The 21,444-nt window shown below is 67.6% G+C and carries 18 protein-coding genes; 6 read left to right on the forward strand and 12 right to left on the reverse strand.

All coding sequences use genetic code 11. From position 1 onward, the window contains the following. Positions 1-336 (reverse strand): YfhL family 4Fe-4S dicluster ferredoxin, encoded by a 336-nt coding sequence (locus tag VGK20_15630; GenBank protein ID HEY2775471.1) that lies wholly within the window; start codon positions 334-336, stop codon positions 1-3. A 152-nt stretch (positions 337-488) separates the two neighbouring features. Between VGK20_15630 and VGK20_15635 the strand changes: the two genes are divergently transcribed. Continuing rightward, on the forward strand, positions 489-1,472 hold the full coding sequence (locus tag VGK20_15635; GenBank protein HEY2775472.1) for a polyprenyl synthetase family protein: 984 nt from the start codon (positions 489-491) through the stop codon (positions 1,470-1,472). 113 nt (positions 1,473-1,585) lie between these two features. Here VGK20_15635 and VGK20_15640 read toward each other — a convergent pair whose 3' ends face one another. From VGK20_15640 to VGK20_15655, 4 genes are all read right to left on the reverse strand, one after another. Continuing rightward, positions 1,586-1,834, reverse strand: a complete 249-nt coding sequence (locus VGK20_15640; GenBank protein HEY2775473.1) for a hypothetical protein — start codon at positions 1,832-1,834, stop codon at positions 1,586-1,588. Positions 1,835-2,072: 238 nt separating this feature from the next. Next, positions 2,073-3,950: an AAA family ATPase gene (locus tag VGK20_15645; protein HEY2775474.1), complete on the reverse strand. Its 1,878-nt coding sequence runs from the start codon at positions 3,948-3,950 to the stop codon at positions 2,073-2,075. A gap of 163 nt (positions 3,951-4,113) precedes the next feature. Next, complete coding sequence (locus VGK20_15650; GenBank protein ID HEY2775475.1) at positions 4,114-5,265, reverse strand: hypothetical protein; 1,152 nt, start codon at positions 5,263-5,265, stop codon at positions 4,114-4,116. Continuing rightward, the gene (locus tag VGK20_15655; protein HEY2775476.1) at positions 5,262-5,720 is read right to left on the reverse strand and encodes a PaaI family thioesterase; all 459 of its coding nucleotides are present in this window, start codon (positions 5,718-5,720) and stop codon (positions 5,262-5,264) included. The genes VGK20_15650 and VGK20_15655 overlap by 4 nt, the downstream gene beginning before the upstream one ends. Before the next feature lie 178 nt (positions 5,721-5,898). On the opposite strand from VGK20_15655, the gene VGK20_15660 reads away from it, so the two are divergent. The 3 genes from VGK20_15660 (at position 5,899) to VGK20_15670 (ending at position 10,228) form a co-directional block, all read left to right on the forward strand. Next, positions 5,899-6,513 carry a helix-turn-helix domain-containing protein gene (locus VGK20_15660; protein HEY2775477.1) on the forward strand — a complete coding sequence of 205 codons (615 nt, stop codon included), beginning with the start codon at positions 5,899-5,901 and terminating at the stop codon, positions 6,511-6,513. A 79-nt stretch (positions 6,514-6,592) separates the two neighbouring features. Continuing rightward, positions 6,593-7,555, forward strand: a complete 963-nt coding sequence (locus VGK20_15665) for a Rieske 2Fe-2S domain-containing protein (protein HEY2775478.1) — start codon at positions 6,593-6,595, stop codon at positions 7,553-7,555. A 156-nt stretch (positions 7,556-7,711) separates the two neighbouring features. After that, positions 7,712-10,228, forward strand: coding sequence for a hypothetical protein (locus tag VGK20_15670; protein ID HEY2775479.1), 2,517 nt, complete (start codon positions 7,712-7,714; stop codon positions 10,226-10,228). Between the two features lie 3 nt (positions 10,229-10,231). Here VGK20_15670 and VGK20_15675 read toward each other — a convergent pair whose 3' ends face one another. After that, positions 10,232-11,671 carry a wax ester/triacylglycerol synthase family O-acyltransferase gene (locus VGK20_15675; GenBank protein ID HEY2775480.1) on the reverse strand — a complete coding sequence of 480 codons (1,440 nt, stop codon included), beginning with the start codon at positions 11,669-11,671 and terminating at the stop codon, positions 10,232-10,234. A gap of 12 nt (positions 11,672-11,683) precedes the next feature. Then, positions 11,684-14,128, reverse strand: a complete 2,445-nt coding sequence (locus VGK20_15680; protein ID HEY2775481.1) for a glycerol-3-phosphate 1-O-acyltransferase — start codon at positions 14,126-14,128, stop codon at positions 11,684-11,686. A gap of 106 nt (positions 14,129-14,234) precedes the next feature. On the opposite strand from VGK20_15680, the gene VGK20_15685 reads away from it, so the two are divergent. Then, a complete protein-coding gene (locus VGK20_15685) occupies positions 14,235-15,674 on the forward strand; it encodes an HAD-IB family hydrolase (protein ID HEY2775482.1) in 1,440 nt (479 codons plus the stop codon). Between the two features lie 39 nt (positions 15,675-15,713). Beyond that, entirely contained in the window at positions 15,714-16,226 is a 513-nt protein-coding gene (locus tag VGK20_15690; protein HEY2775483.1) for a VOC family protein, read from the forward strand. A 64-nt stretch (positions 16,227-16,290) separates the two neighbouring features. Here the strand turns inward: VGK20_15690 and VGK20_15695 are convergent, their stop codons facing one another. The 5 genes from VGK20_15695 to VGK20_15715 all read right to left on the reverse strand — a co-directional run bounded on the left by VGK20_15695 (position 16,291) and on the right by VGK20_15715 (position 21,360). After that, positions 16,291-17,520, reverse strand: a complete 1,230-nt coding sequence (locus VGK20_15695) for an MFS transporter (GenBank protein ID HEY2775484.1) — start codon at positions 17,518-17,520, stop codon at positions 16,291-16,293. A gap of 269 nt (positions 17,521-17,789) precedes the next feature. Beyond that, on the reverse strand, positions 17,790-18,152 hold the full coding sequence (locus tag VGK20_15700) for a carboxymuconolactone decarboxylase family protein (GenBank protein HEY2775485.1): 363 nt from the start codon (positions 18,150-18,152) through the stop codon (positions 17,790-17,792). A gap of 46 nt (positions 18,153-18,198) precedes the next feature. Then, a complete protein-coding gene (locus VGK20_15705; protein ID HEY2775486.1) occupies positions 18,199-19,206 on the reverse strand; it encodes a D-2-hydroxyacid dehydrogenase in 1,008 nt (335 codons plus the stop codon). Between the two features lie 162 nt (positions 19,207-19,368). Continuing rightward, on the reverse strand, positions 19,369-20,052 hold the full coding sequence (locus VGK20_15710; GenBank protein HEY2775487.1) for an enoyl-CoA hydratase-related protein: 684 nt from the start codon (positions 20,050-20,052) through the stop codon (positions 19,369-19,371). 117 nt (positions 20,053-20,169) lie between these two features. Then, on the reverse strand, positions 20,170-21,360 hold the full coding sequence (locus VGK20_15715; GenBank protein ID HEY2775488.1) for a lipid-transfer protein: 1,191 nt from the start codon (positions 21,358-21,360) through the stop codon (positions 20,170-20,172). Positions 21,361-21,444 lie beyond the last annotated feature (84 nt).

Consider the following 21,444-nt stretch of genomic DNA (forward strand, 5'->3'; position numbering starts at 1 on the left):
TCAGCGGCGGAAACGGGACGGAGGCGGTTCGGGAATCTGGACGTCGGCGTGCAGGGTCTTCGCGCGGGCGAGCAGCACGTCCTCGGTCTCGGGAATTTCCGGGTTCGGTACGCAGCAGTCCACCGGGCATACCGCAGCGCATTGCTCCTGGTCGAAGAAGCCGACGCACTCGGTGCATTTCTGGGGGACGATGTAGTAGATGTCCTCCGTGATCGCGTCGTGCATCGAGCCGTCCGGAGACTCCCACTGCACGCCGCCCTCATAGATGGCGGTGTTCGGGCACTCGGGCTCGCAGGCTCCGCAGTTGATGCATTCTTCTGTGATCATCGTGGCCATACCACGTCTCTCCTGACTGGCGCGCGCGTCGCGGGCGCCTTCGAGCAAAGTTCGGGAATGCTGGCACGGGCCTGAGGGCTAGTAAAGCACCGCCGTTGCACAATCCGGGGTCGTTTCGCTTTCCCGGCCGGTTGTGGTCCAAGCCCGGCGCCGTGTCTTCCGAGTCTGTCGTCTCCGTTGCCGGCCTGCCTGGGCCCCTTCGCCTGATCGACGAGGATCTCGTCCGGGTCGAAGAGCGCATCGCGCAGATGATCGCCGCTCGCGAAAGCCGGCTGACCGAGATTTCCGACTACCTGATCAACGCCGGCGGCAAGCGCGTTCGCCCCGCGGTCGCGCTGCTGCTCTTCCGTGCCTGCGGCGGTAGCGACGTAAGCCCGATGGTCGACCTGTCGGTTTCCCTCGAGCTGATCCATACCGCGACGCTGCTGCACGACGACATCATCGATTCGAACGACGTGCGCCGTGGCAAGGACGCAGCGCCGGTGCGTTTCGGCATCGCCGACACGCTCGTCACCGGCGACTTCCTGTTTTCGCGCGCGTTCCAGATGGCCGGGCGCTTCGAGGAGAAGGTGGTCAACTGGGCCGCCGAAGCCTGCGTCGAGCTGACCGAGGGCGAGATCATGCAGGGGCGCTTCCGGCGCAACGCCGCGGTCACCGAGGCGGACTACCTCGAGATCATCTCGCGCAAGACCGCGTCGCTGTTCGCCGTCGGCACCCGCCTTGCGGGGCACTTGTCGGGCTTCAGCCCGGAGCGCGTCGAAGAGATGGCGCGGTGCGGGCGCGAGGTCGGCATGGCGTTCCAGATGATCGACGACGTGCTCGACGTCGAGGGCGATCCGTCCAAGATCGGCAAGCGCGTCGGCACAGACCTCATCGACGGCAATCCTTCGCTTCCGGTGGTCTGGGGACTCGAGTTGCCGTCGGTGCACCGCGCCTTCCTCGAGGAGCGCGTGGCGCCTTCGGTCATCGAGGCAGCACTCGGTGAGATTCGTCGCTCGGGAATCCTGGATCGGGTACGCGAGAAGGCCGTCGTCCATGCGCGCGAAGCTGCGGCAGTCGTCGACACCCTGCCCGCCTCCAAGTATCGCGACGGCGTGCGCGCTCTCGTCGAGCAGCTCGTCGCACGCGAGCTCTGAACCGCAAAATCGGCAAGCTCCAGCTCGCGGCCCGGTGCCGCGTCGCTGCCGGGCACGCGGCGCCGTCCGGGCCAGGCCGGGACCGGGCTCTGCCCGGCCGGCGGCCGGCACACTCAGTTGATGCGGGCGCCGGTTTCGTGGTTCGCGTCCCACAGGGCGCGGATCAACTGTTCGGCCGAATGGAACTCGCGGTTCATCGTCACGAGGGAATCCAGCGTCGAGACGAGCTCGCGGCGGTCGTCGCCGACCTTGCAGGCCGGGTCGCAAAGACGCGACAGGCGGCGGGCCGCCACGACGAGATTCTCCGAGGCGTGGCGCAGGTGAACGGCAAGGTCGAGAAAGCTTTTTTCGTCGATGATCATCGTGACTCCCCTTCGATCTGGTTTCAGCCGTCAGAGGAGCAAGCGACGGACCATCGCAGGACAATGTCGTCCAACACCTGACAAAAAAGCGGCAACCTGCCGCTTTTCTTGATAAATCATTTCGGGAGTGAATTGGTACCGAGCGGGCAGGCCCGCACACGTCCGTACCGGCGCGTGCGAACCTGTCCGCAGTAACGCGGCCGGGGCCTTCCCCGCCCCGGCCGCGGCCGCCGCCGCGTCAGAATGCGGCGGTACGCACGAAGGTCGTGTAGCCGGCGCGCTTCAGCGTAGCCTCGTGCAGCGCGGCCTCCTGGCGGTTGGCAAACGATCCGCTCATCACCCGGAAGAGCCCGCCTTCCTCGACGATGTGCGTCGGCTTGCCGTGGATTTTCGTCGCGAGGTCTTCGGCGTTGCGGCGGGTCTTGAACGCACCGAGCTGCACCGTGTAGACGGGCGCGGCGACGTGGGCCGGCGTCGACTTTGTCGGGTTGGTTCCGCGCGAAACCGGAACCTCCGTGATGGCACTCTCGGCCCTGGCCGCGGCGCGCGTCGGACCGCCCTCCGCGGCTTGACGCGGGTGAGAAGGCGCGTCGTGGGCTGCCGGCGCCGGCAGGAAAGGACCGACGACCTGATCGGCGCGCGAGCTGGCCGCAACGAGCGGCGGGTGCGAAGGCGGATTCGGCATCGCAACCTGGTCAGGCTGCTGCGCAACCCTTGCCACCTCGACCGTCGCCGGCCGCGGCGGCTGGGCCCTCCAGAGCGCGACATGCGCATCGGCGTCGGCCGCCTCGGCATTTTTCGCCAGGCGCATGATCTGGGAAGGATCGCTGGTCAGCGCGCCGGCAAAGAGCTGGGCATCGCGGCCGTGGTGGGCGTCACTCGGCGCCCCCGGAACGCGGTTGGCGGCCCAGACGAGAGCGCCGCACGCGGCAACGCTGAGCACCGTGCGTCCGATCAGGCGGCGGCGCCGCGGATTGGTTGCGCCGCCGGCGCGGCCGAAGACTGCCTCCTCTCCGCGCGTGAGATCGACGCCGAGAGCGTCCGCGGCAGGAGCACTCCTGGTCCACGACAGACCGCGTGCGGGCGCCGCGAGCACTTCTTCTTCTGCCTCCGCGTCGTCCGCTTCCCATTCATCGTCTTCTTCGTGGTGGGCCTGCCAGTCTTCGTCGCCTGCTGCGACGGCGATCTTGTCGCGGTGGTCCCAGCCCCCAACCTCCTCTTCGTCGCCGGCGCTCCAGCGTTCTTCTTCTTCGATGTCGGCCGCGAGCTCGAAGCGCAGCGGCTGCTGGTTCTTTGCCATGATTTCCTCGTCCTCCTCTTCCGCCACCGCGTGGCAATGGACCATCGCGACGTCTTCGGCCGCGACACGGCGCTGGCCGCGTGCTCCGCTCCTGCGCAGCGACTCGGCCGCCAGCGTCTCCAGCCGCACCAGGCACCCCTGCGACTTGATCACGATCTCGTCGATCGCCTCGTCGCTGAACAGCGTTGCCAGCTCGCCGCCGCACATCGCCAGCCTTCGCTCGAGGTAACGGACGCTCTCGCGAAGCGCGAGGGGATCGATGCGGCAGATCTGCAGGAGATGCTCGCCGAGCGCGCGACCGCCTCCGGCCCGCATGCGTTCGAGAAGGCGGGGACGCCCGAACAGGAACACGTACAGGCGAATCGGCTCGTCGTCGTCGAACAGCGCGGCGAGGTCTTCGAGTGCCTGCGGCGACAGTCGCGACGCATCGTCGACGACGATCACCGAGGCAACGCCGTCGCGCGCGCGGCCGCGCACGTGCTCGCGCAGCGCACCGATCCAGTCCTTGTCGTCGGCGCCCGAAGCGTCACCGCTGAGCGATTTCAGTGCATCGCGCGCGACCGCCGACGCAGACGAAGTCGGATGCTCGAGAAGAACGGTGTCGGCCGTCCGTGAAAGGCGCCGCGCGAAGGCGCTGGCAGCCATCGACTTGCCGCTGCCGGGCGCACCGACGAGCACGCTGACACCTTGAGGTGCGCGAAGTCCGGACTGCAGCTCCGAGAGAATCGAGCCCAGCGTGTTCGGCAGGCACGCGTCGTCGAGATCGGCATCGCGCGCAAAAGGATCGCGGGAGAGTCCCGCTCGAACCGTTTCCATCCACCACCTCCACAACCCACAAGCCGACCCTCTCTTCTGTGAAGGGGAGCCGTTCCTGTCTGCGCGGGCGTTTCCGAACGCGCGCGCAGACCATCGAGGCTAGCACACGCCTTCCGGCGTTCAACGGAACCGGGCGTTTCGGACAAAAATGGCCGGTGAAAGCTCAGACTGCGCGGGGTGCGCAGGCTCTCGCAATGCAGGCGCCCTGCAGCAGGCGCGAGAACAGCAGCAGAGGGTCGATCGAAGAGCTCTTGAGGGCGGCATCGAGGCGGCGCACCTCGCCGTGGAGCCGCAGCAGCTCGTCCTGGTGGAAACGCGAAGCGGCCAGCAGCCGGAAATACCCGGGCCACCCGCGAAGCGGCTCCGGAAGAGAAGCGCCGGGCCCGGCAAGAAACTCGTCCCCCCGCATTCGCAGTGCTCCGCGAGGCAATCGATCGACGATGGGACGCGCAGTGACGAGGCCGGCTATGTGAACGGCAAGCAGCGCGACGAGCTTGATCGGCGGCTCGCCCTCGGACAGCAATCTTGCGATGAGTTGCTCGGCGGCAGCGAGGTCACGCTTTCCGACTGCCTCGGTGAGATCGAACACCCAGCCGACCGAAAGGTCGCGCATCGAGCTGCGCACCCCTGCCGCCGACAGCTGCGAGGGGTCGGCCTGCGCGAGCACCACTCGCTGGATCTCCTGAAGCATCTCGCCGACGAGGTTTCCGCTTCGGCGCACGATCTCGTCGAGAGCGCCGCCTTCGATGCGTGCAACGCCGAGCTCCTGGAGCTTGCCCTGCGCCGCACGGCGCAGATCGGACTCCGAAAGGCGCCCGCGCCGGGCTCCCTTGAACTCGAGCTTCATGCGGCGGTCGCGAACGTCGGCGTTCTTGGCGAACCACTTGTAGAGCCTGCCACGCGCGTCCAGCGTCGCGGCAGTGACGACGAGCGTCGCACCGGCCGGAACGCCGTGCTCGACAAGCTCGAGAAGCTCGGCCGCGTTGTCCGCGTCGCCTTCGTCGGCACCCTCGTCGATCTCGTCGTCCTGGTCCTCGTCTTCCTTCCCGGCGCGCGACGGGGATGCCGCTGCGCTCCGACGCGATTCGACGAAGCCGCGCAGCCAGATGCAGCGATGAGGCGAAAACATCCCGACTTGCCGCAGGGACGCTTCGATTCCCGCGATCGGGTGTTCCCCGAACCGGAACGTTTCGAAGTCGACGGCTAGCGAATCGCCGCCGAGCTTCTCGCGCACCGCGGCGTGAACCATAGGATCGACGACGGACGCGTCGCCGAGGAAGAGAAGGATGCGAGGATCGCCGGCAGCTGCAGTCATGACACGGCGGCGGCGGTCTTCGGCCGGCGCACGCGGCTGCGCCGGATGGGAACCCAGATGCCGACGGCGCTTGCCAGAAGGCGCTCGCGCGCATCGACGATCGAGGCTTCGACGCGAAGTGCACCGTCGGTCTCCTCACCGGCGATGCGCGCATGCACGCGCAGCTGCTGGTCGATGCGGACAGGCCTTCGGAAATCGACGCTCAGCGAGCGCGTCACCGCGTAGCGCCCAGCAAGCTCGAGGATCGCCCACCCCATTGCTTCGTCGAGAAGCGTCGAGACGATGCCGCCGTGCGCGAGGCCGTCGTAGCCGGCGAAGGTATCGTCGAGCACGGTCGTCGCCTCGACGCTTTCCTCGCCGCGGCCGCGCCGGAACACGAGCCCGAGACCGCGCGAGTTGGCCGAGCCGCAGCCGAAGCAGCCGGCGGCTTCCGAGCTTTCGCGATCGTCACCCACTCCGTCGCTTCTTCGTCCGGGGCAGCGGCCAGTCAACCGGCCCCGCTGCAAACCGGCGTGCCGCCGCGGCAGCGGCCCGCCCGCATTGCCGCAGCGTGCCTCAAGTGCCCGTCAGGCGCCCCGGCAGGCGAGAACCGGCCGCTGGTGTGAGCAAGTGGAACATGTTCTAATTTCGCCCGTGAACCCGAGGGCGCGGCGCATCGTCGACACCGCGATCGACCTTGCCGAAAAAGGCGGTTTCGAAGCCGTGCGCCTCCGCGACGTGGCTGCCGAGGCCGACGTCGCGCTCGGCACCCTCTATCGCTACTTCCGCAGCAAGGAAGACATGCTGATCGCCGCGCTCACCTCCGAAGTCGAAGGCCTCGAGGCGCGCATCCAGGCCAGGCCGATGGTCGGAGACACACCTCTGGCGCGCGTCGACGCGTTCTTTCGCGTCGCGACCAAGGGGCTGATGCGGCGCCCCCGCCTCGCTCGCGCGATCCTTCGCGCAGCGGCCTCCGGCGACCACGAACTCGCGGAAAAAGTGGCCGCGTTCCATTCGCGCATGAGCGCGATGATCCTGGCGGCTATGCATGCCGAGCCCGTCGCCGTGCCCGCGGGCAACGGCGCACATCCGCCACGTCTTGCCGCAAGCGAAGACGAGCTGTCCGTGGCGATCCTGCTGCAGCACATGTGGTTCTCGTGCCTGATCGGCTGGGCCGGCGGGCTGATGAGCCAGAACGAAGTGATCGAACGAATGGGCACGGCCACCTCCTTGTTGACGCGCGCTGCGCAAAGCAACGGAGCCCGCTGATGCGGCGTGGGCACGACACAAACGCCCTGCCCCGCACTGCGTCGGCGAGGTCGTCGACACTCGAACGGAGAAGCACGCGATGAACACGTCCACCCGCTACCCGATGACGCCCTATCCGAACGGCTGGTTCCAGGTGGCCTACAGCGACGAGCTGGAAACCGGCAAGGCCGAGCCCCTGCACTACTTCGGGCGCGATTACGTGCTGTACCGCGGCGAAGACGGTGCGGCGCGCGTGTTCGACGCGTTCTGTCCTCACCTCGGTGCCCACCTCGGCTACGGCGGCAAGGTCGACGGCAACAACATCCAGTGCCCGTTCCACGGCTGGCATTACGACGGCAGCGGAAAGTGTTTCGAGATACCGTACGGAAAGCGCATTCCGCCGTCCGCAAAGCTTCGCGCGCACCCCGTCGCCGAGAAGAACGGGCTGGTGATGCTGTGGCATCACGCCGGCGGAAAAGCTCCCGACTGGGAAGTTCCCGTCGTGCCGCAGTACGGCCTCGACGGCTGGACCCCGTACGTCAAGCGTCGCTGGAAGATCCGCACGCACAACCAGGACATGGCCGAGAACTCGGTGGACCAGGCCCACTTCCGTTACGTCCACGGCACCCTGACGGTTCCGCAGAGCCAGGCGACGACCGACGGTCCGTGCCTGCACGTGCTGTCGCAGATGAAGATGGGCACGCCGGCAGGCGAGATCGACGGCAGCATCGAGTCGAAGTCCTGGGGCTTCGGTTTCGGGCAGGTGACGTTCCGCGGCATCGTCGAGACGTCGCTCGTCACGTCGGTGACGCCGATCGACGGAGAGTACGTCGACGTGCGCTTTTCGTTCAGCGTCAAGAGCCTCGGCGACGAAAGGACGACGCGCGGGGTCGGCAAGGCGCTGATCGCCGACATCGACAAGCAGATGCGCGAAGACATCCCGATCTGGGAGAACAAGGCGTTCCTGGAAAGGCCGGTGCTGTGCGACGGCGACGGCCCGATCGGCGTCTTCCGCACCTGGTGCCATCAGTTCTACAGCGAGGCGACCCCAGCCGCCGCGTAAAGCAACCCACACAGTCGGGCGCAGCGCGCTCGAACAGGGGCGCGCGTGCAGCGCGCCCGAACAGGAACCGCACGCTCGCCGCGTTGGTCGAGCGGGCTTCGACCTTGAGTCGAACGGCGACCTGCGGTAAGCCTCGCCTTCCGCCCGAACATGACCATGAACGAGAGCCTGACGAAGGACGCTGCCGGCGCCGACAGCGGAGCTTCGGGGCTCGAGGTCGCGGGATGGGGACCCGAGCCCCACGCCGGCGTGCAGGTCTCGCTGCTGCTGACCTCGGCGGCGCTGCTGATCCTCGAAATCTCGCTGACGCGCTTCTTCTCCTACACGATCTGGTACCACCTGGCGTACCTGACGATCAGCATGGCGCTGCTCGGCTTCGGCTCCTCCGGGGCGATCCTCGCGGCCTTTCCGAATCTGCTCGCGCGCCACGGGCAGCGGCTGCTGGTCGGTGCGCTGCTGGCAGCGTCGGTGTTCATCGTCGCGGGCATCTCGTTCCTGGCGCAATTCCCGATCGAGACGCAGAACCTTTTTCTCAAGCCGTGGCAGTTCTCGTTCAGCCTGTTCTGTTACTACGGGATCGTCTCGACGCCGTTCGTTCTTGCGGGCTTCGCGGTGGGAGCGCCGTTTTCGGCGTGGCCGTCGCGGATGGGACGTCTGTACTTCTGCGACCTGGCGGGCGCAGCGATCGGCTGCGCTTGCGTGACGCCGCTGATCTCGCTCGTCGGCGTTCCCGGCCTCATTCTCTCTTCGTCGGCCCTGCTGCTGATGTCGGCGGCGGCGCTGCTGTGGAGCGGCGGCAGTCGCCGCCGCGGCGCATGGCTGGCTGCGACCGCGTGCGTGGTGCTGGCCTGCTCGGGGACTCTCGGTGAGAGGCTGCCGATCACCATCGCATCATCGAAGAACCTCGGCCCCGTCGATACCTCCGCCGACACCACCCACCAGGACAGCGAGCATTTTCATCGCTGGACGCCGATCAGCCGCGTCGATGCCTGGGGCTGGAACCAGCCGTCCACCGGTTCGTTCTGGACCGGTATCGGGCTCAGCCAGTCGTGGACCGGAGTGTTGCCGGAAGTCGCGCGGCTGACTTACGACGGGTCGAACGGTTCCGACATCTTTTCCGGACGAGGAGACCTGGCTCGCAACTTCGAGATGCTCGACCATCACATTCTCACGGCGCCGTACGTCCTGCTGCATGCGCCGGACGTGCTGGTGATCGGAGTCGGCGGAGGCATCGACATCTTCAATGCCCTCGAGCATCACGCTCATCACGTGACCGGCGCCGAGCTGCAGCCGGTTACCGTCGACCTGCTCGAGAACCGCCTGCGCGATTTCACCGGCGGCATCTATCATCGCGACGACGTCACGCTGGTCGCGAGCGAGGGCCGCCACTTCGTCCACAAGAGCGACCAGCGCTTCGATCTGGTGCAGATCACCGCCGTGGACACGTTTGCGGCCCAGGCAGCCGGGGCCTACGTGCTCGCGGAGAGCTACCTCTACACCGTCGAAGCGATGCAGGACTACCTCGCGCACCTGTCTCCCGACGGCATGGTCTCGACGGTCATCGGGGATTTCGTCACTCCCGGACAGGCGCCGCCGCTGGTTACGCGCCTGGCGATGCTCGGGCGCCGGGCGCTCGAGCGCAACGGCGTAGCCGATCCCGCCGGCCACATCGTGGTCGCGGTTGCATCGGTCGCGGGGCACGGCAGCCAGAACGAGATCGTGCTCGTCAGGAAGTCTCCGTTCCAGGCGAGTGACATCGCGGCGTTGCAGAAGTTCCTCGACGCGAACGGATTCACGATGCTTTACGACCCAGGGAGCCGGAGCGGCCCCCTGGCGGCGCTGCTTGCCGGCAATGAGACCGAGCGCGCCGCAGCGCTCGAATCGTCCATTTTCAACGTCGAAGCGTCGACCGACGAGAACCCGTTCTTCTACAATGTCGGCAAGTGGGCGAACCTGTCGCCGGACCACACGATCTTCTACATCATGCCGGGATCGTTCGTCGGCCAGGTGGTCCTGATCCTGATGGTCGTGCAATCGACGCTGATCGGAGTCGTGCTGGTGCTCGGTCCGCTGCTGCTAGGAGCGCGGGAAGGCCTGCCGGCCTCGGGGGCGTGGGCGTACCTTGCCTATTTCCTCGCGCTCGGGATCGGCTTCATGTTCGTCGAGATTTCCTTCGTGCAGAAGTTCGTCCTGTTCCTCGGCTCTCCGATGTACGCGCTGTCGGTCACGATCTTCTCGCTGCTGCTGTTCTCCGCGTGCGGTAGCCTTGCGTCGACTTCCTGGGCGTCGCGGCCGCGCGCGGCGCTGCGCCGGATCGCGCCGCTTGCCGCGATCCTCATCGTCGCCTACGCGCTCGGCCTGGCCCGTGTTTTCGATTCCGCGCTGCAGCTGGACATCGGGTGGCGCATCGCGATCTCGATCGCCGTGCAGGCGCCGATCGGGCTGGTGCTCGGGACGTTCATGCCGCTCGGGATCGCGACGATCGCGCGCGAGCACGCCCGCCTGGTGCCGTGGGCCTGGGGCGTCAACGGCGTCGGCTCGGTAGCGGGAACCACCCTTGCAGTGCTGATCGCGATGTCGGCCGGTTTTCGCACCGTGTCGTTCCTGGCGGCGGCGCTGTACCTCGTTGCGGCGACGACGCTGCTGCGCGCGACCGCGACCGCGTCGCGATAATCTTTACGACGGCGCCGCGGCGCTCGCCGCGGATCCCAGCGCTGCAGCGCGCAGCTCTTCGAAAGAGCGGCGCAGCGCATCGACGAACACGTCGAGATCCGGCACGAGGTCCCAGTCGGCCAGCACTCCCCAGTGCAGCACGCCGGCGTAGCTGAACAACGCGACACCGAGCCCCTGGTTCCTCAGCAGGTTCACCATCGGATAGATCTCGCGCAGCGTCGCGTCGAGCAGGAACAGCTCGAGCTGCGGACCCGGCACGTTCGTCACGACGAGATTGAAAGGTCGCGAGCGCATCGAAAGCCGCGCCGCGTTGGCCAGAAGCCTCCACGTCGTCATGTCGCTGACGCTCGCGAGCACCTGAGCGCCGAGCGCCTGCTTGGACTCCTTGAGCCGGTGCGTCGTGATGCGCACGCGCTCCAGTCGCGAAACCGGATCGGCCTCGTCCACCGGAAGGTCCGTCATCCACAGCGCGATGCGGTTTCCGAGGCTGCCGCGCTCGTCGGCGTGCCGCACGCTCACCGGAACGTTCGCGCGGATGCTGAGCTCGTCGGGATCCACTCCGCGTTGAAGGAGGAAGCGGCGCACGGCGCCGGCCACGGTCGCGAGCACGACGTCGTTGACGGTGCCGCCGAGCACGTTCTTGACTGCCTTGATCTCGGCAAGATCCAGGCGCAGCCAGTCGAAGCGGCGATGGGGGCCGATCTCGCGGTTCCACGGAGTTCCCGAAGCCTGCCGGGCCGTGGACGAAAGCGTTTCGGCGATGCCTTCGACTCCCTCGACGACGTCGCGGGCCAGGGCCGCAGGGTCGCCGAGCCTGGAGCCGAGCGACATCAGCGCTCCTACCGGCTCGCTGACGCTGCGCCAGGCCTCCGCCAGCACCAGCGCAGGAGCGGTCGGCGCCGGACGCGGCACGAAACTCGGGCCCGGGTCGAAACTCTGCGACGCAAACGGGCTCAGCAGCACGGCCATCAGGTCGACGCCGGAGATGCCGTCGATCATGCAGTGATGGGTTTTCTGGACTACCGCGAAGCGAGTGCCGTCTTCGAGGCCCTCGACGACCCAGAACTCCCACAGCGGCTTGGCCCGGTCGATTCGCTGCGACTGGATCCGTGCGGCCAGCAGCTTGAGCTGTTCCATCGAGCCCGGCCGCGGAAGGCTCGTGTGCCGCACGTGGTAAGCCAGGTTGAAGTGGTCGTCGTCGACCCACACCGGCAGGCGCCCGAACGGAACGTAAGCCAGGCGCTGGCGGTAGCGCGGAATCAGGTGCAGCCGCGATTCGACGTACGCACGCACGCGCTCGATGTCGATGCCACCGGACGCATCGGCCAGCGATCCCGCGTCGAACACGGAGGTGGCGGCGATGTGCATGTGCGCGCCCCCGTTCTCGAGCTCGAGGAACGTGTTGTCGGACGCGGACAGGGGCTCGTAGGCAAAACCGCTCATCGTCTCCTCCGCTTACGGAGCCGCTTCCGTATCGCCGCGCCCGAGAAGGCCGGTGCGCCGGCCGGCGGCAAGCACGTCGATGGCATCGACGCGGCGGAGCGCACGATGGATCTCGCGCGAGAACTCGCGCCGGCGTGCCACCAGCTCCTCGCCGTCGCTGCCTTCGAGCAGGCGCCGGTTGGCCGCCAGGCGAAGCGTGTTCTGGAACAGCACTTTCGAGACCGATTCGGCGCGCGTCACGCGGCGCTGGAGCTGGTACTGGCGCCCGAGCGCGAGGCAGCCGGTGACGAATCGGGCCTCCTCGACTTTGGCGCCGGCGGGCAGCCGCGCGAGCTGGTCGCCGGCAACGCGGTACGCCTCGAGGAACGGCCTCAGCACGCGATGCGAGTTGAACGGCTTGATCGCCAGCAGCAAGCCCTCGATCTCCTTTCCTCCGGCGCGGATCCGCTCTTCCCACGCCGGCTCGTGCAGCGCCATCTCGGTGCGCAGCTCGTCGCGGAACGTCGCGCGGTCCGAGAAGAAGAACTCGAACTTGAGCAGGTCGCGCAGCGCGAGCGCTTCGTTCCAGAACGCCTCGAGACGGTCTCCGTCGGCTTCCATCGCCGCGACCATTGCGACTTCGGCGATCGAGCCGGTGACGAAGAAATGGATGACGGTGTTGCGGTAGTACGCTGCCGTCAGGAATTCCTCGGGCCGGATCGCGTAGACGGCCTCGGGCCCTTCGGTGAACACCGAGACGACGCCGTTCTCGACGAGGTGATCGAGCACGCGCTGCACTTCGGACGGCACGCGAAGGTTGACTTCCTCGGTCACCGGAAGATTTCGCCGCTGCACGTAGGTGATCAGGTTCGCCAGCGCCGCGGCCGTCTCGTCGGCCGTCACCGCGCGGTCGCCGACCCCGAGAAGCGCCAGCGTGACCAGGGAGATCGGCGTGATCGGCGTCGCGTTGTTGATGCGCACGCTCAGCTCGAACGCGAGCTTCTGCAGCGGCAGGCCGCCCTCTTCCGGATCGCCGCCCACGGCGGGCGCCGCCTGCTCGCCGTAGAATTCGCGAAGCGAGACCGGCTCGCCGAAACGGATGTGGATGTCGCCGTAGCGTCGACTCAGGCGGCGGACCACCTTGAGGAACCACGAGAAGCTCTCTTTTTCCTTTCCTCCACCCTTCTGCTCGGCCACGTACTCGCCGACGTCCTGGATCTGGTCGTAGGCGATCGACACCGGCAGCAGCACGACGTCCTCGCTCTTTCCGCGTTGCCACGCATCGACGACGTAGGCCAGCAGACCCAAGCGCGGCGGAAGCAGCTTGCCGGAGCGCGACCGGCCGCCCTCGAGGTACCATTCGAGCGTGAAACGCTTCTCGATGAGGTAGTCGATGTAGTGGTGCAGGACGAACTTGTAGGTCGGATTGTCCTTGAACGTGCGGCGAATGAAGAACACCCCGGCGCGCCGCATCAGCGGGCCGACCGGGAAGAAGTTCATGTTGATGCCGCCGGCCGTGTGGTTGGGCGGATGGCCGTTCTCGTGCAGCGCGTACTGCAGCACCAGATGGTCGAGATTCGACTTGTGCGACGGCAGGAACACCACCGGGTAGCGCTGCGCGATGGCGTAGATGCGCTCGAGCCGCTCGCGGTCGTAGTGGATGTTCTCGCCGTAGCCGCGCCGGTACAGAAGGCGGATCATCCACGCGACGACGTCGATGACGAACGGATCGTGCGTGGCGGCGATCTCCGCGAGGTAGCGCGCGGCATCCTCGGTGACTTTCGCTTCGGGCTTTCCGAGCTCGCGGGCCAGGCGGGCGATGCCGCCGCGAAACGCGGGCCGCGACAGGATGTCCTGGGCGACCAGGCGCGGGACCTTGTAGCGCGCCCCGCGAAGGCGACGTTCGCTGCGCTCCAGCGCCAGCGTCGCGCGGCGCACGACGAACTCGGCCAGCCCCGTCGTTTCGGTCACGTCCTGGCCTCCGCTCTCTCGCCACTTCTCGCGCAGCTCCGAAAGATGCGCAGGCTCGCCGGCAACGATCCTCGCGCGTTCCGGGTGCCGGGCCGCGGTCCAGCGCTGGCGCAGGGGCCCGGGATCGCGCGGATCGGTCATCGTGACGATGTCGAGCGCGCTCAGGTGGCGCAGGCCTTCACCGAACTGCGAGAACCACACGACGCGCAGCGGCGCCATCAGCGGATCGCCGCCGGCGGCGATCGCCGACTCCAGGCGCGCCAGCTCTCCGGTTTTCCGTCGCGAGCGGCGCCGCCGCGACGGAGGAATCGCAACGATCTCGACCGACGATTCGGGCGTTGCCTCCGGGCGGGTGCGCGCGATCCAGCGCTCGAGCATCTTTCGCTCGAAATTGCTGCAGGCATCGAGCAGGAAGACGACGCGGCCGCCGGTAGCCGGCCAGGCCGGCTCGGCGGCGGCAGCCGGCGGAGCGGCCGCTTCCCCGATCGTGGTGGAGGACGTCGTCACGGCCCGCCTTTCTAGAGCAGCCGGCGGGGGCAACGCAACGCGACCTGCCCGCGGCTCGCGTGGATGATCCCGCGCGCCGCAGGTTGTGCTATGGTTCGCCGCCCCGATGTTGAACCGCGGCATCCTTACCCGGGAGATCGAGAAAGGCAGCGCCGGACCCCAGATCGGCGCCTTCTTCGATCTCGACCGGACCCTCATCGCCGGATTCTCGGCCTCCGCGTTCGTGCGCGAATGGCTGACCAGCGGCCGTGCCGCCCCGGCCGAGATCGCGGCCGCCGCGTCGGCGGCCGCGGCGTTCCAGCTCGGCCAGAAAAATTTCTCCGCGTTCGTCTCCGAGAGCCTCGCGATGGTCCGGGGCCTCACCGAAAAAGAATGGTCGGACATCGGCGAGAAGCTTTTCGGTGCGTCGATCGCCGCGAGCATTTTTCCGGAATCGCGCGCGCTGGTGGACGCGCACCGCTCCCGCGGCCACACGCTCGCGGTCATCTCGTCGGCCACGCGCGCGCAGGTCACGCCTGTCGCTCGCGAGCTCGGCATCGAGCACGTGTTCTGCACGGAGCTCGAAGTGAAGGAAGGAAAGCTCACGGGACAAGTGTTGCGACCCGCGTGCTACGGCCCGGGCAAGGCCGACGCGGCCACGCGATTTGCGGGCGAGCGCGAGATCGATCTTTCCCAGAGCTATTTCTACACCGACAGCGACGAAGACCTTCCTCTGCTGCTGATCGTCGGCAAGCCGCGGCCGATCAACCCGTCGCGGCGCCTGCAGTCGATTGCAGCAAAGCGAATCTGGCCCGTGCGAAGCTTCTCGAGCCGCGGCCTGCCGAGCGTGACCGACCTCGTGCGCACTTCGCTGTCGCTCGGCAGCATGCTGCCGTCGTTCCTGCTCGGGCTTCCGGCAGCGATCCTCGACCGCGACTACCGCCAGGCCGTCAATCTCGCGGCCACGACGTGGGGAGAGCTCGGCACCGCGCTGGCCGGCGTGCACGTGACGGTGCAGGGCGAAGAACACCTGTGGTCGAAACGGCCGGCCGTCTTCATCTTCAATCATCAGAGCGGAATCGACCCGCTGCTCGTCTGCAAGCTGCTGCGCAGGGATTTCGTCGGCATCAGCAAGCAGGAGATCCGCAACGTGCCGGTGCTCGGGCAGCTGTTCGAGATGGCCGGCACGATCTTCGTCGACCGTTTCAACCACGTCGAGGCGGTCAAGGCGCTGGAGCCGGCGATCGAGGCTCTCGGCCGCGGGCTTTCGATCGCAATTGCGCCCGAAGGCACTCGCAGTCTCGGCCCCCGGCTGGGTCGCTTCAAGAAAGGTGCGTTCCGCATCGCGATGGCGGCCGGCGTCCCGGTCGTTCCGATCGTGATCCACAACGCCGTCGATGCGCTGCCGAAACACGCCATCGTGATCCGTCCTGCCACCGTCGCGGTGACGGTGCTGCCGCCGGTGCCGACGAGCGACTGGACTGCCGGCGACCTCGACCGCAGAATCGAGGCGATCCGCGACGACTACCGGAAAGTGCTCGAACATGACGCCGGCGCGCTCGACTGAGTACGGCTGCGGTGCGCGGACGTTCGGAAAGGAGACGCCATGAGCCTTCAGCCCGCACGCAACTTCAATCACATCGCGTTCCCGACCGCTGACACCGCGGCGACCTGCCGCTTCTACACCGAGGTCCTCGGATTGAAGCTCGTCGGCGCGGTGCGGCCCGACCAGGCCGGCACCACGCGTGAAGTGCACCCGCACATTCACACGTTCTTCGGAACCGGCAGCGGCGAATGCATCGCGTTCTTCGAGGTCCCGGGTTTTCGTCCCGAGCCGAACAAGGACGGCGCACCGGATTTCACGCGGCACGTCGCCTTCGGCGTCGACTCGGAAAAGGACATGCTCGACTGGCAGAAGACGCTGCGCGAGCGCGGCGTCGAGGTGAGCCAGGTCATCGACCACGACGGCCTGTGGAAATCGATCTACTTCCGCGACCCGAACCACCTGCTGCTCGAGATCACGTTCCAGACCCGCCCTCTCGGTGAGGCCGATGCGATCAAGGCTGCCGGCATGGTCGAGGAATGGAACCGCACCCACGGCGGGTGGGCGAAGGTCTGAAGAAGGCCATCGCCCACCCACGGCGCGCGGGCGAAGTCCCGAAGGCCATCGCCCACTTTTGCGGTCACGCCCGGTCCCTTCCCGGAAGCGTGAAGCTCTTCGTGCGCGCCAGCAGCACGAGCGACGACGCCGCGCATGCGGCACCGATCCCGAACAGCGCCGGGTAGCCCGCGATCTCGATCACCGGGCCGAGAACGGCCGCTGCGCCCCACGCCCCGAGGTTGAAGGTGCCCGCGAACACCGTCATCAGCCGGCCCCTTTCGCTCGGGCGCGTATGCTCGAGCGCCAGCGAGTTCAGCGCCGGGAAAAACACCCCGTGCGCGAGGCCGAACACACCTCCGATGGCGACGAGCGACGTCGGACCCTCGAAGGCCACCCACAGTACGACGAGCGTGTACGGGACCATCGCCGCAACCGCGACGCGGTGGCGGCCGTAGCGGTCGGGCAACCAGCCTGCGAGCAGGCGCACGGCGCAAGCTGCTGACGCGTAGGCAACGAAGAACGAGCTGACGTTGCGATACCCCGCGCCAAGCGCCGCCGGCTGCAGGAACGTGAACATCGTCGCGAACGCGATCGCCGTCAGCAGCGTCACGGCGCCGTAGATGCGCGTCGTGCTTCGCTTCCACACCTGGAGCAGCGAGCCGCGGTCGTCATGGAGCACGCGGCGCGCGCCGTTCGTCTCCAGCACGAGAATCGCCGAAGCGATCGCCAGCAGCGCGGCCAGTACGAACGCAGCAGACCAGCCGACCGCGTGCGCCAGCGGCTCGTCGACGGCGGGAGCCACCGCGTTCATCACGAGCATGCTGCTCCCCGCGAGCCCGACGGCCTCGCCCAGGCGCTCGGCGGGAGCGAGCTCGGCCACCAGCGTAGAAAACGTCGCCATCTGCATCGTGAACGCGATTCCCTGCACGAAACGCAGCATGTAGATCGCCGGCCCCATCGCGTGCACCATCGCGAAGCCGAGCGACGTCGCGGCCAGCAGCAGCGCGGACGCCGCGAACATGCGCCGGCGCGAAACGCGGTCGATGCAGCTTCCCACCGCGATGCTGGTCAGGACCGACGAAAGGCCGAATACGCCGGCAACGGCACCGATCTGAGACGGCGTCGCGCCGAATTCGACCGCCAGGTACTTCGGCATCAGATGAAAGCTGGAAAACGCGAAACCGTAAGCGCTTCCGGCGGCCAGAAGACGCGAAAACGCAGGCGTCCACAGCGAAGAGCCGGCACGCCCGGACACACGGGTATCGAGCGCGGGAGCGCGGATTGCGGCGGCTAGAGCGCGGGTCTGACGCATCGTCTCTCTCCGAACCCGCGCGCTTTCGCGCGCGGTCGCCGCGCCGAAGCCGGACTGAAGAGAGAAAGCGGGAGGAGGAGGAGACCGCTTTCCCTTCAGCCGGCTTCGGCGAAGGGTTGCGGTCCGTGAGCTCAGTGCCTCAAGCGAACCGCGACAGGCAAGCGCCGAAAGCGCGATGCCAACGCATGCGCTTGGGCGTTACCGGAAGGTTCGAAATCGAGGCGAGCGGGAACATGGAATGACGTTTGTACGTGGTCACGCGCGCGCCGTCAAGGTTTTCGCGGCGCGTTTTCCACGGAATGCGAAGAGCCGCCCTTTTCCAGCTCCTCGACAACCCACGAGTAGGCAGCAACGGCCGGGGGGAGCCCGATCGTGCTCGCCGCAAGCGCGACGACGTGCCGGATCTCCGCTCCGCTGCAGCCGGCCGCGCGCGCCTTGCGCACGCTCGAATGCACCGGCCCCGGATGCCCGCTGCCGATCGCCACAGCGAGCTTGAGAAGGCGCTGCTCGCGCTCGCTGAACGGGCCGCTCTCTTCGGCTTCGCGCATCGCATCCCACGCCTGGCCGAGCTTGGGGAATTCGCGGACGAAAGCATCGTAGGTCTTCGGGGGCCTGGGACCGGATTCACTCATCGCTTTCTCCCTCGTGCGGTCGGCGCGCCTGATTCGCACGCCCTCTTCAGCTCACGACGTTCTGGGGGCGGCCCGCGGCGAACGTGCGAACGTTGGCAACGGTGGTCGCCACCAGCCGCTTTCGCGCCGCCAGCGTGGCCCACGCGATGTGCGGAGTCACGGTGCAGCGCGGATGCAGCGTCAGCGGGTGACCCGCCGGCGGCGGCTCCTTCGACAGCACGTCCAGCGACGCATGCGCAGGCCTGCCGCGGTCGAGCGCCGCCACCAGCGCCGCCTCGTCGATGAGGTCGCCGCGTGCGGTGTTGATGAGAATGCTGCCGTCGCGCATCGTCGCCAGCAGCGATGCATCGACGAAGCGAAAATTCGTCGGCGTCAGCGGGCAATGCAGGCTGACGACGTCGGCGCGCGCGAAGATCTCCTCGACGCTCGCCCACGCAAATCCCTCGTAGCTCGCGGCGCGGGTGCGACTCGGGCTGTATGCGAGCACGTTCATTCCGAACGCATGCGCGATCTCGCCCGCCCTCGCGCCGATGCGTCCATGGCCGACGATGCCCATCGTCATGCCGGCGAGCTCGACCAGAGGCCGGGTCCAGAACGAGAAATCCTTGCACGCTGCCCACTGCTGCTCCCGAACTGCGCGCGCGTGCTCGGCAACCGCGCCGACCAGGTCGACAAGCAGCGCGAACACGTGCTGGGCCACCGAGTCGGCAGAGTAGCCGGGCACGTTGCAAACCGTCACATCGTGGGCACGCGCTGCATCGAGGTCGACGACGTTGACGCCGGTCGCGAGCACGCTGACGAGGCGAAGCCCCGGGAGCGCCGCGAAAGCCTCGGCATCGAGCACCGTCTTGTTCGTCAGCACGACGTCGGCGCCACGCGCCCTCTCGATCACGAGGGACGGCGACGTGCGCGCGTGAACCTCGAGCGCGCCGAGTCCGGCCAGCTCATCGAACGGATTGTCTCCAGGGTCGACGGTCGCGCCGTCGAGCACGACGATGCGGCCGAAGGCGGGCATCCCCGGCTCGAGCGAATCCTTCTGGTTGGAAATACCCACGGCGCGCCCTTTTATGCGGCGAGCGCCGCGGCGCAACAGCAATCGCGGGGCACCTTTGCCGGCGGGGCTGCTTCGCCGGTGGGGCCGCTTCGCGCCGCTGCTTTTCCGGCGGCCCCGCTTCGCCGCGCCCGAGGGCGGCCGGCGTTTCGGCGCGGACCGGCGTCAGGGAACCGAGATCGACCCTTCGCCGGTCAGGTCGGCAAGCAGCTCAGCGTAAAGGCCGCGCTTGAGCACGCGGCAGGCGTCCCGGTTCTTGCCGGCAAGCGGCCTGAGCCTTTCGACTGCCGCGGGAAGAACTTCGGCCTCGGCGGCCACCTGGTCGACGATGCCAATGCGCAGGCAATCGTCGGCGCCGAGCCTGCCGCCCGTCAGGACCGTGTCACGGTAGGCGCGGACACCGATCTTCTCACGGATCAGCGTGCGCATCCCGAGCACCAGCGGCATGCCGAGGTCGAGCTCGGGAAGGCAGAAAAACCCGCGGTCGCTGCGCATGACGCGCCACTCGTGGGCAAGCGCCAGCATTGCGCCACCGGCAAAGGCATGACCGTTCATCGCGGCGCAGGTCGCGACCGGCAGCGCAATGATGCGCGCGAAGAGATGCAGCACCGTCGCGATGAACTGCATCGAGACCGAATGTTCCTGCTGGCTCAGCCAATCGAGGTCGAGGCCGTTCGAATAGAACTTTCCCTCGCCGACCGTGACGAGCGCCGCCGCGCCGCGGCTGTTCTCGACTTCGTCGAGGGCGCGGTTCATCGCCGCGATGAAGCCGGGGTTGAAGCGGTTCTCGCCGCTCGTCATCCGGAGGACGAAGACGTCGCCGTCGCGGCTCAGGTCGTATTCGGCCATGGTTGCCCTCCTGCGGTGCCGGCGAGCGCAAGCCCGCCTCCGTGCGATGCCGGGCGGATCGAAAGGTTGCGCAGGATCGTGCCGCACCGCAAGGCGCGGCGCGATCCTGCGCAGGAATCAGGCTGCGCGCCGGTACATCGTGACGACGGCAGCGCCGCCGAGACCGAGGTTGTGCTGCAGCGCGACGTTCGCTCCGGTCACCTGGCGCTTGTCGGCCTGGCCGCGAAGCTGCCAGTTGAGCTCGGCGCACTGGGCGAGGCCGGTTGCTCCGAGGGGATGGCCCTTCGAGATCAGGCCGCCCGACGGATTGACCACCCACTTTCCGCCGTACGTGACGGCGCCCGTGTCGATCAGCTCTCCGCCCTTGCCGGGCTCGCACAGGCCGAGGCCCTCGTACGTGATCAGCTCGTTGCACGAGAAGCAGTCGTGCAGCTCGATCACCTGCACGTCGTTCGGCGTCAGGCCCGACTGCGCGTAGACCTTCTCGGCGGCCTTCTTCGTCATGTCGGAGCCGACGAGCTTGATGCACGAGTGCTCGTCGAACGTGGACGGAAGATCGGTCGCCATCGCCATGCCGGCGATCTCGACGGCGGTCTTCTCGAGGCCGTGCTTCTTGACGAAGTCCTCGCTGGCGAGAATCGCCGCGCCCGCACCGTCGGAAGTCGGGCAGCACTGCAGCTTGGTCAGCGGCCCGTAGACAGTGGGCGACGCGAGGATGTCGGCGAGGGAGTACTCGTCGCGGAACTGCGAGTAAGGGTTGTTGACCGAGTGCTTGTGGTTCTTCTGGCCGATGCGCGCGAAGGACTCGGCGGTCGTGCCGTACTTCTCCATGTGCTCGATGCCGGCATTGCCGAAGAACTGCGGCGCCCCGGGCGCGTTGGCGAAGCCGCGAAGCTGCACCATCTCGCCGAAGTGCTTGTCCATCGGGTTGGTGCGGTCCTGGAACTTCACGCCGAGGGAACCCTTCTCCATCTTCTCGAAGCCGAGCGCCATCGTGCAGTCGGCAAGGCCGCCCTCGATGAACTGCTTGGCCATGAACAGCGCCGTCGATCCCGTCGAGCAGTTGTTGTTGACGTTGTAGATGGGCACGCCGGTGATGCCGAGCTCGTAGATCGCGCGCTGTCCGGCAGTCGAATCGCCGTAGCAGTAACCGACGGCGACCTGCTCGATCTCGTCGAACGAGACGCCGGCGTCCTTCAGCGCGTTGGTGCCCGCTTCCCTGGCCATGTCGGGATAGTCCCAGGCCTTCGATCCGGGCTTCTCGAACTTGGTCATGCCGACGCCGACGACGAATACTTTCCTGCCCATGGTTTCTCCCGCAGCCGCTGCTGCTGTAGCCGGTTTTTGCGCCCGCATCGCGCGGTGCACGATCTTGCAGTTATCCAATCGTGC

The sequence above is a fragment of the Candidatus Binatia bacterium genome (genome assembly GCA_036493895.1).
In the GTDB taxonomy this organism is placed as follows: domain Bacteria; phylum Desulfobacterota; class Binatia; order UBA1149; family CAITLU01; genus DATNBU01.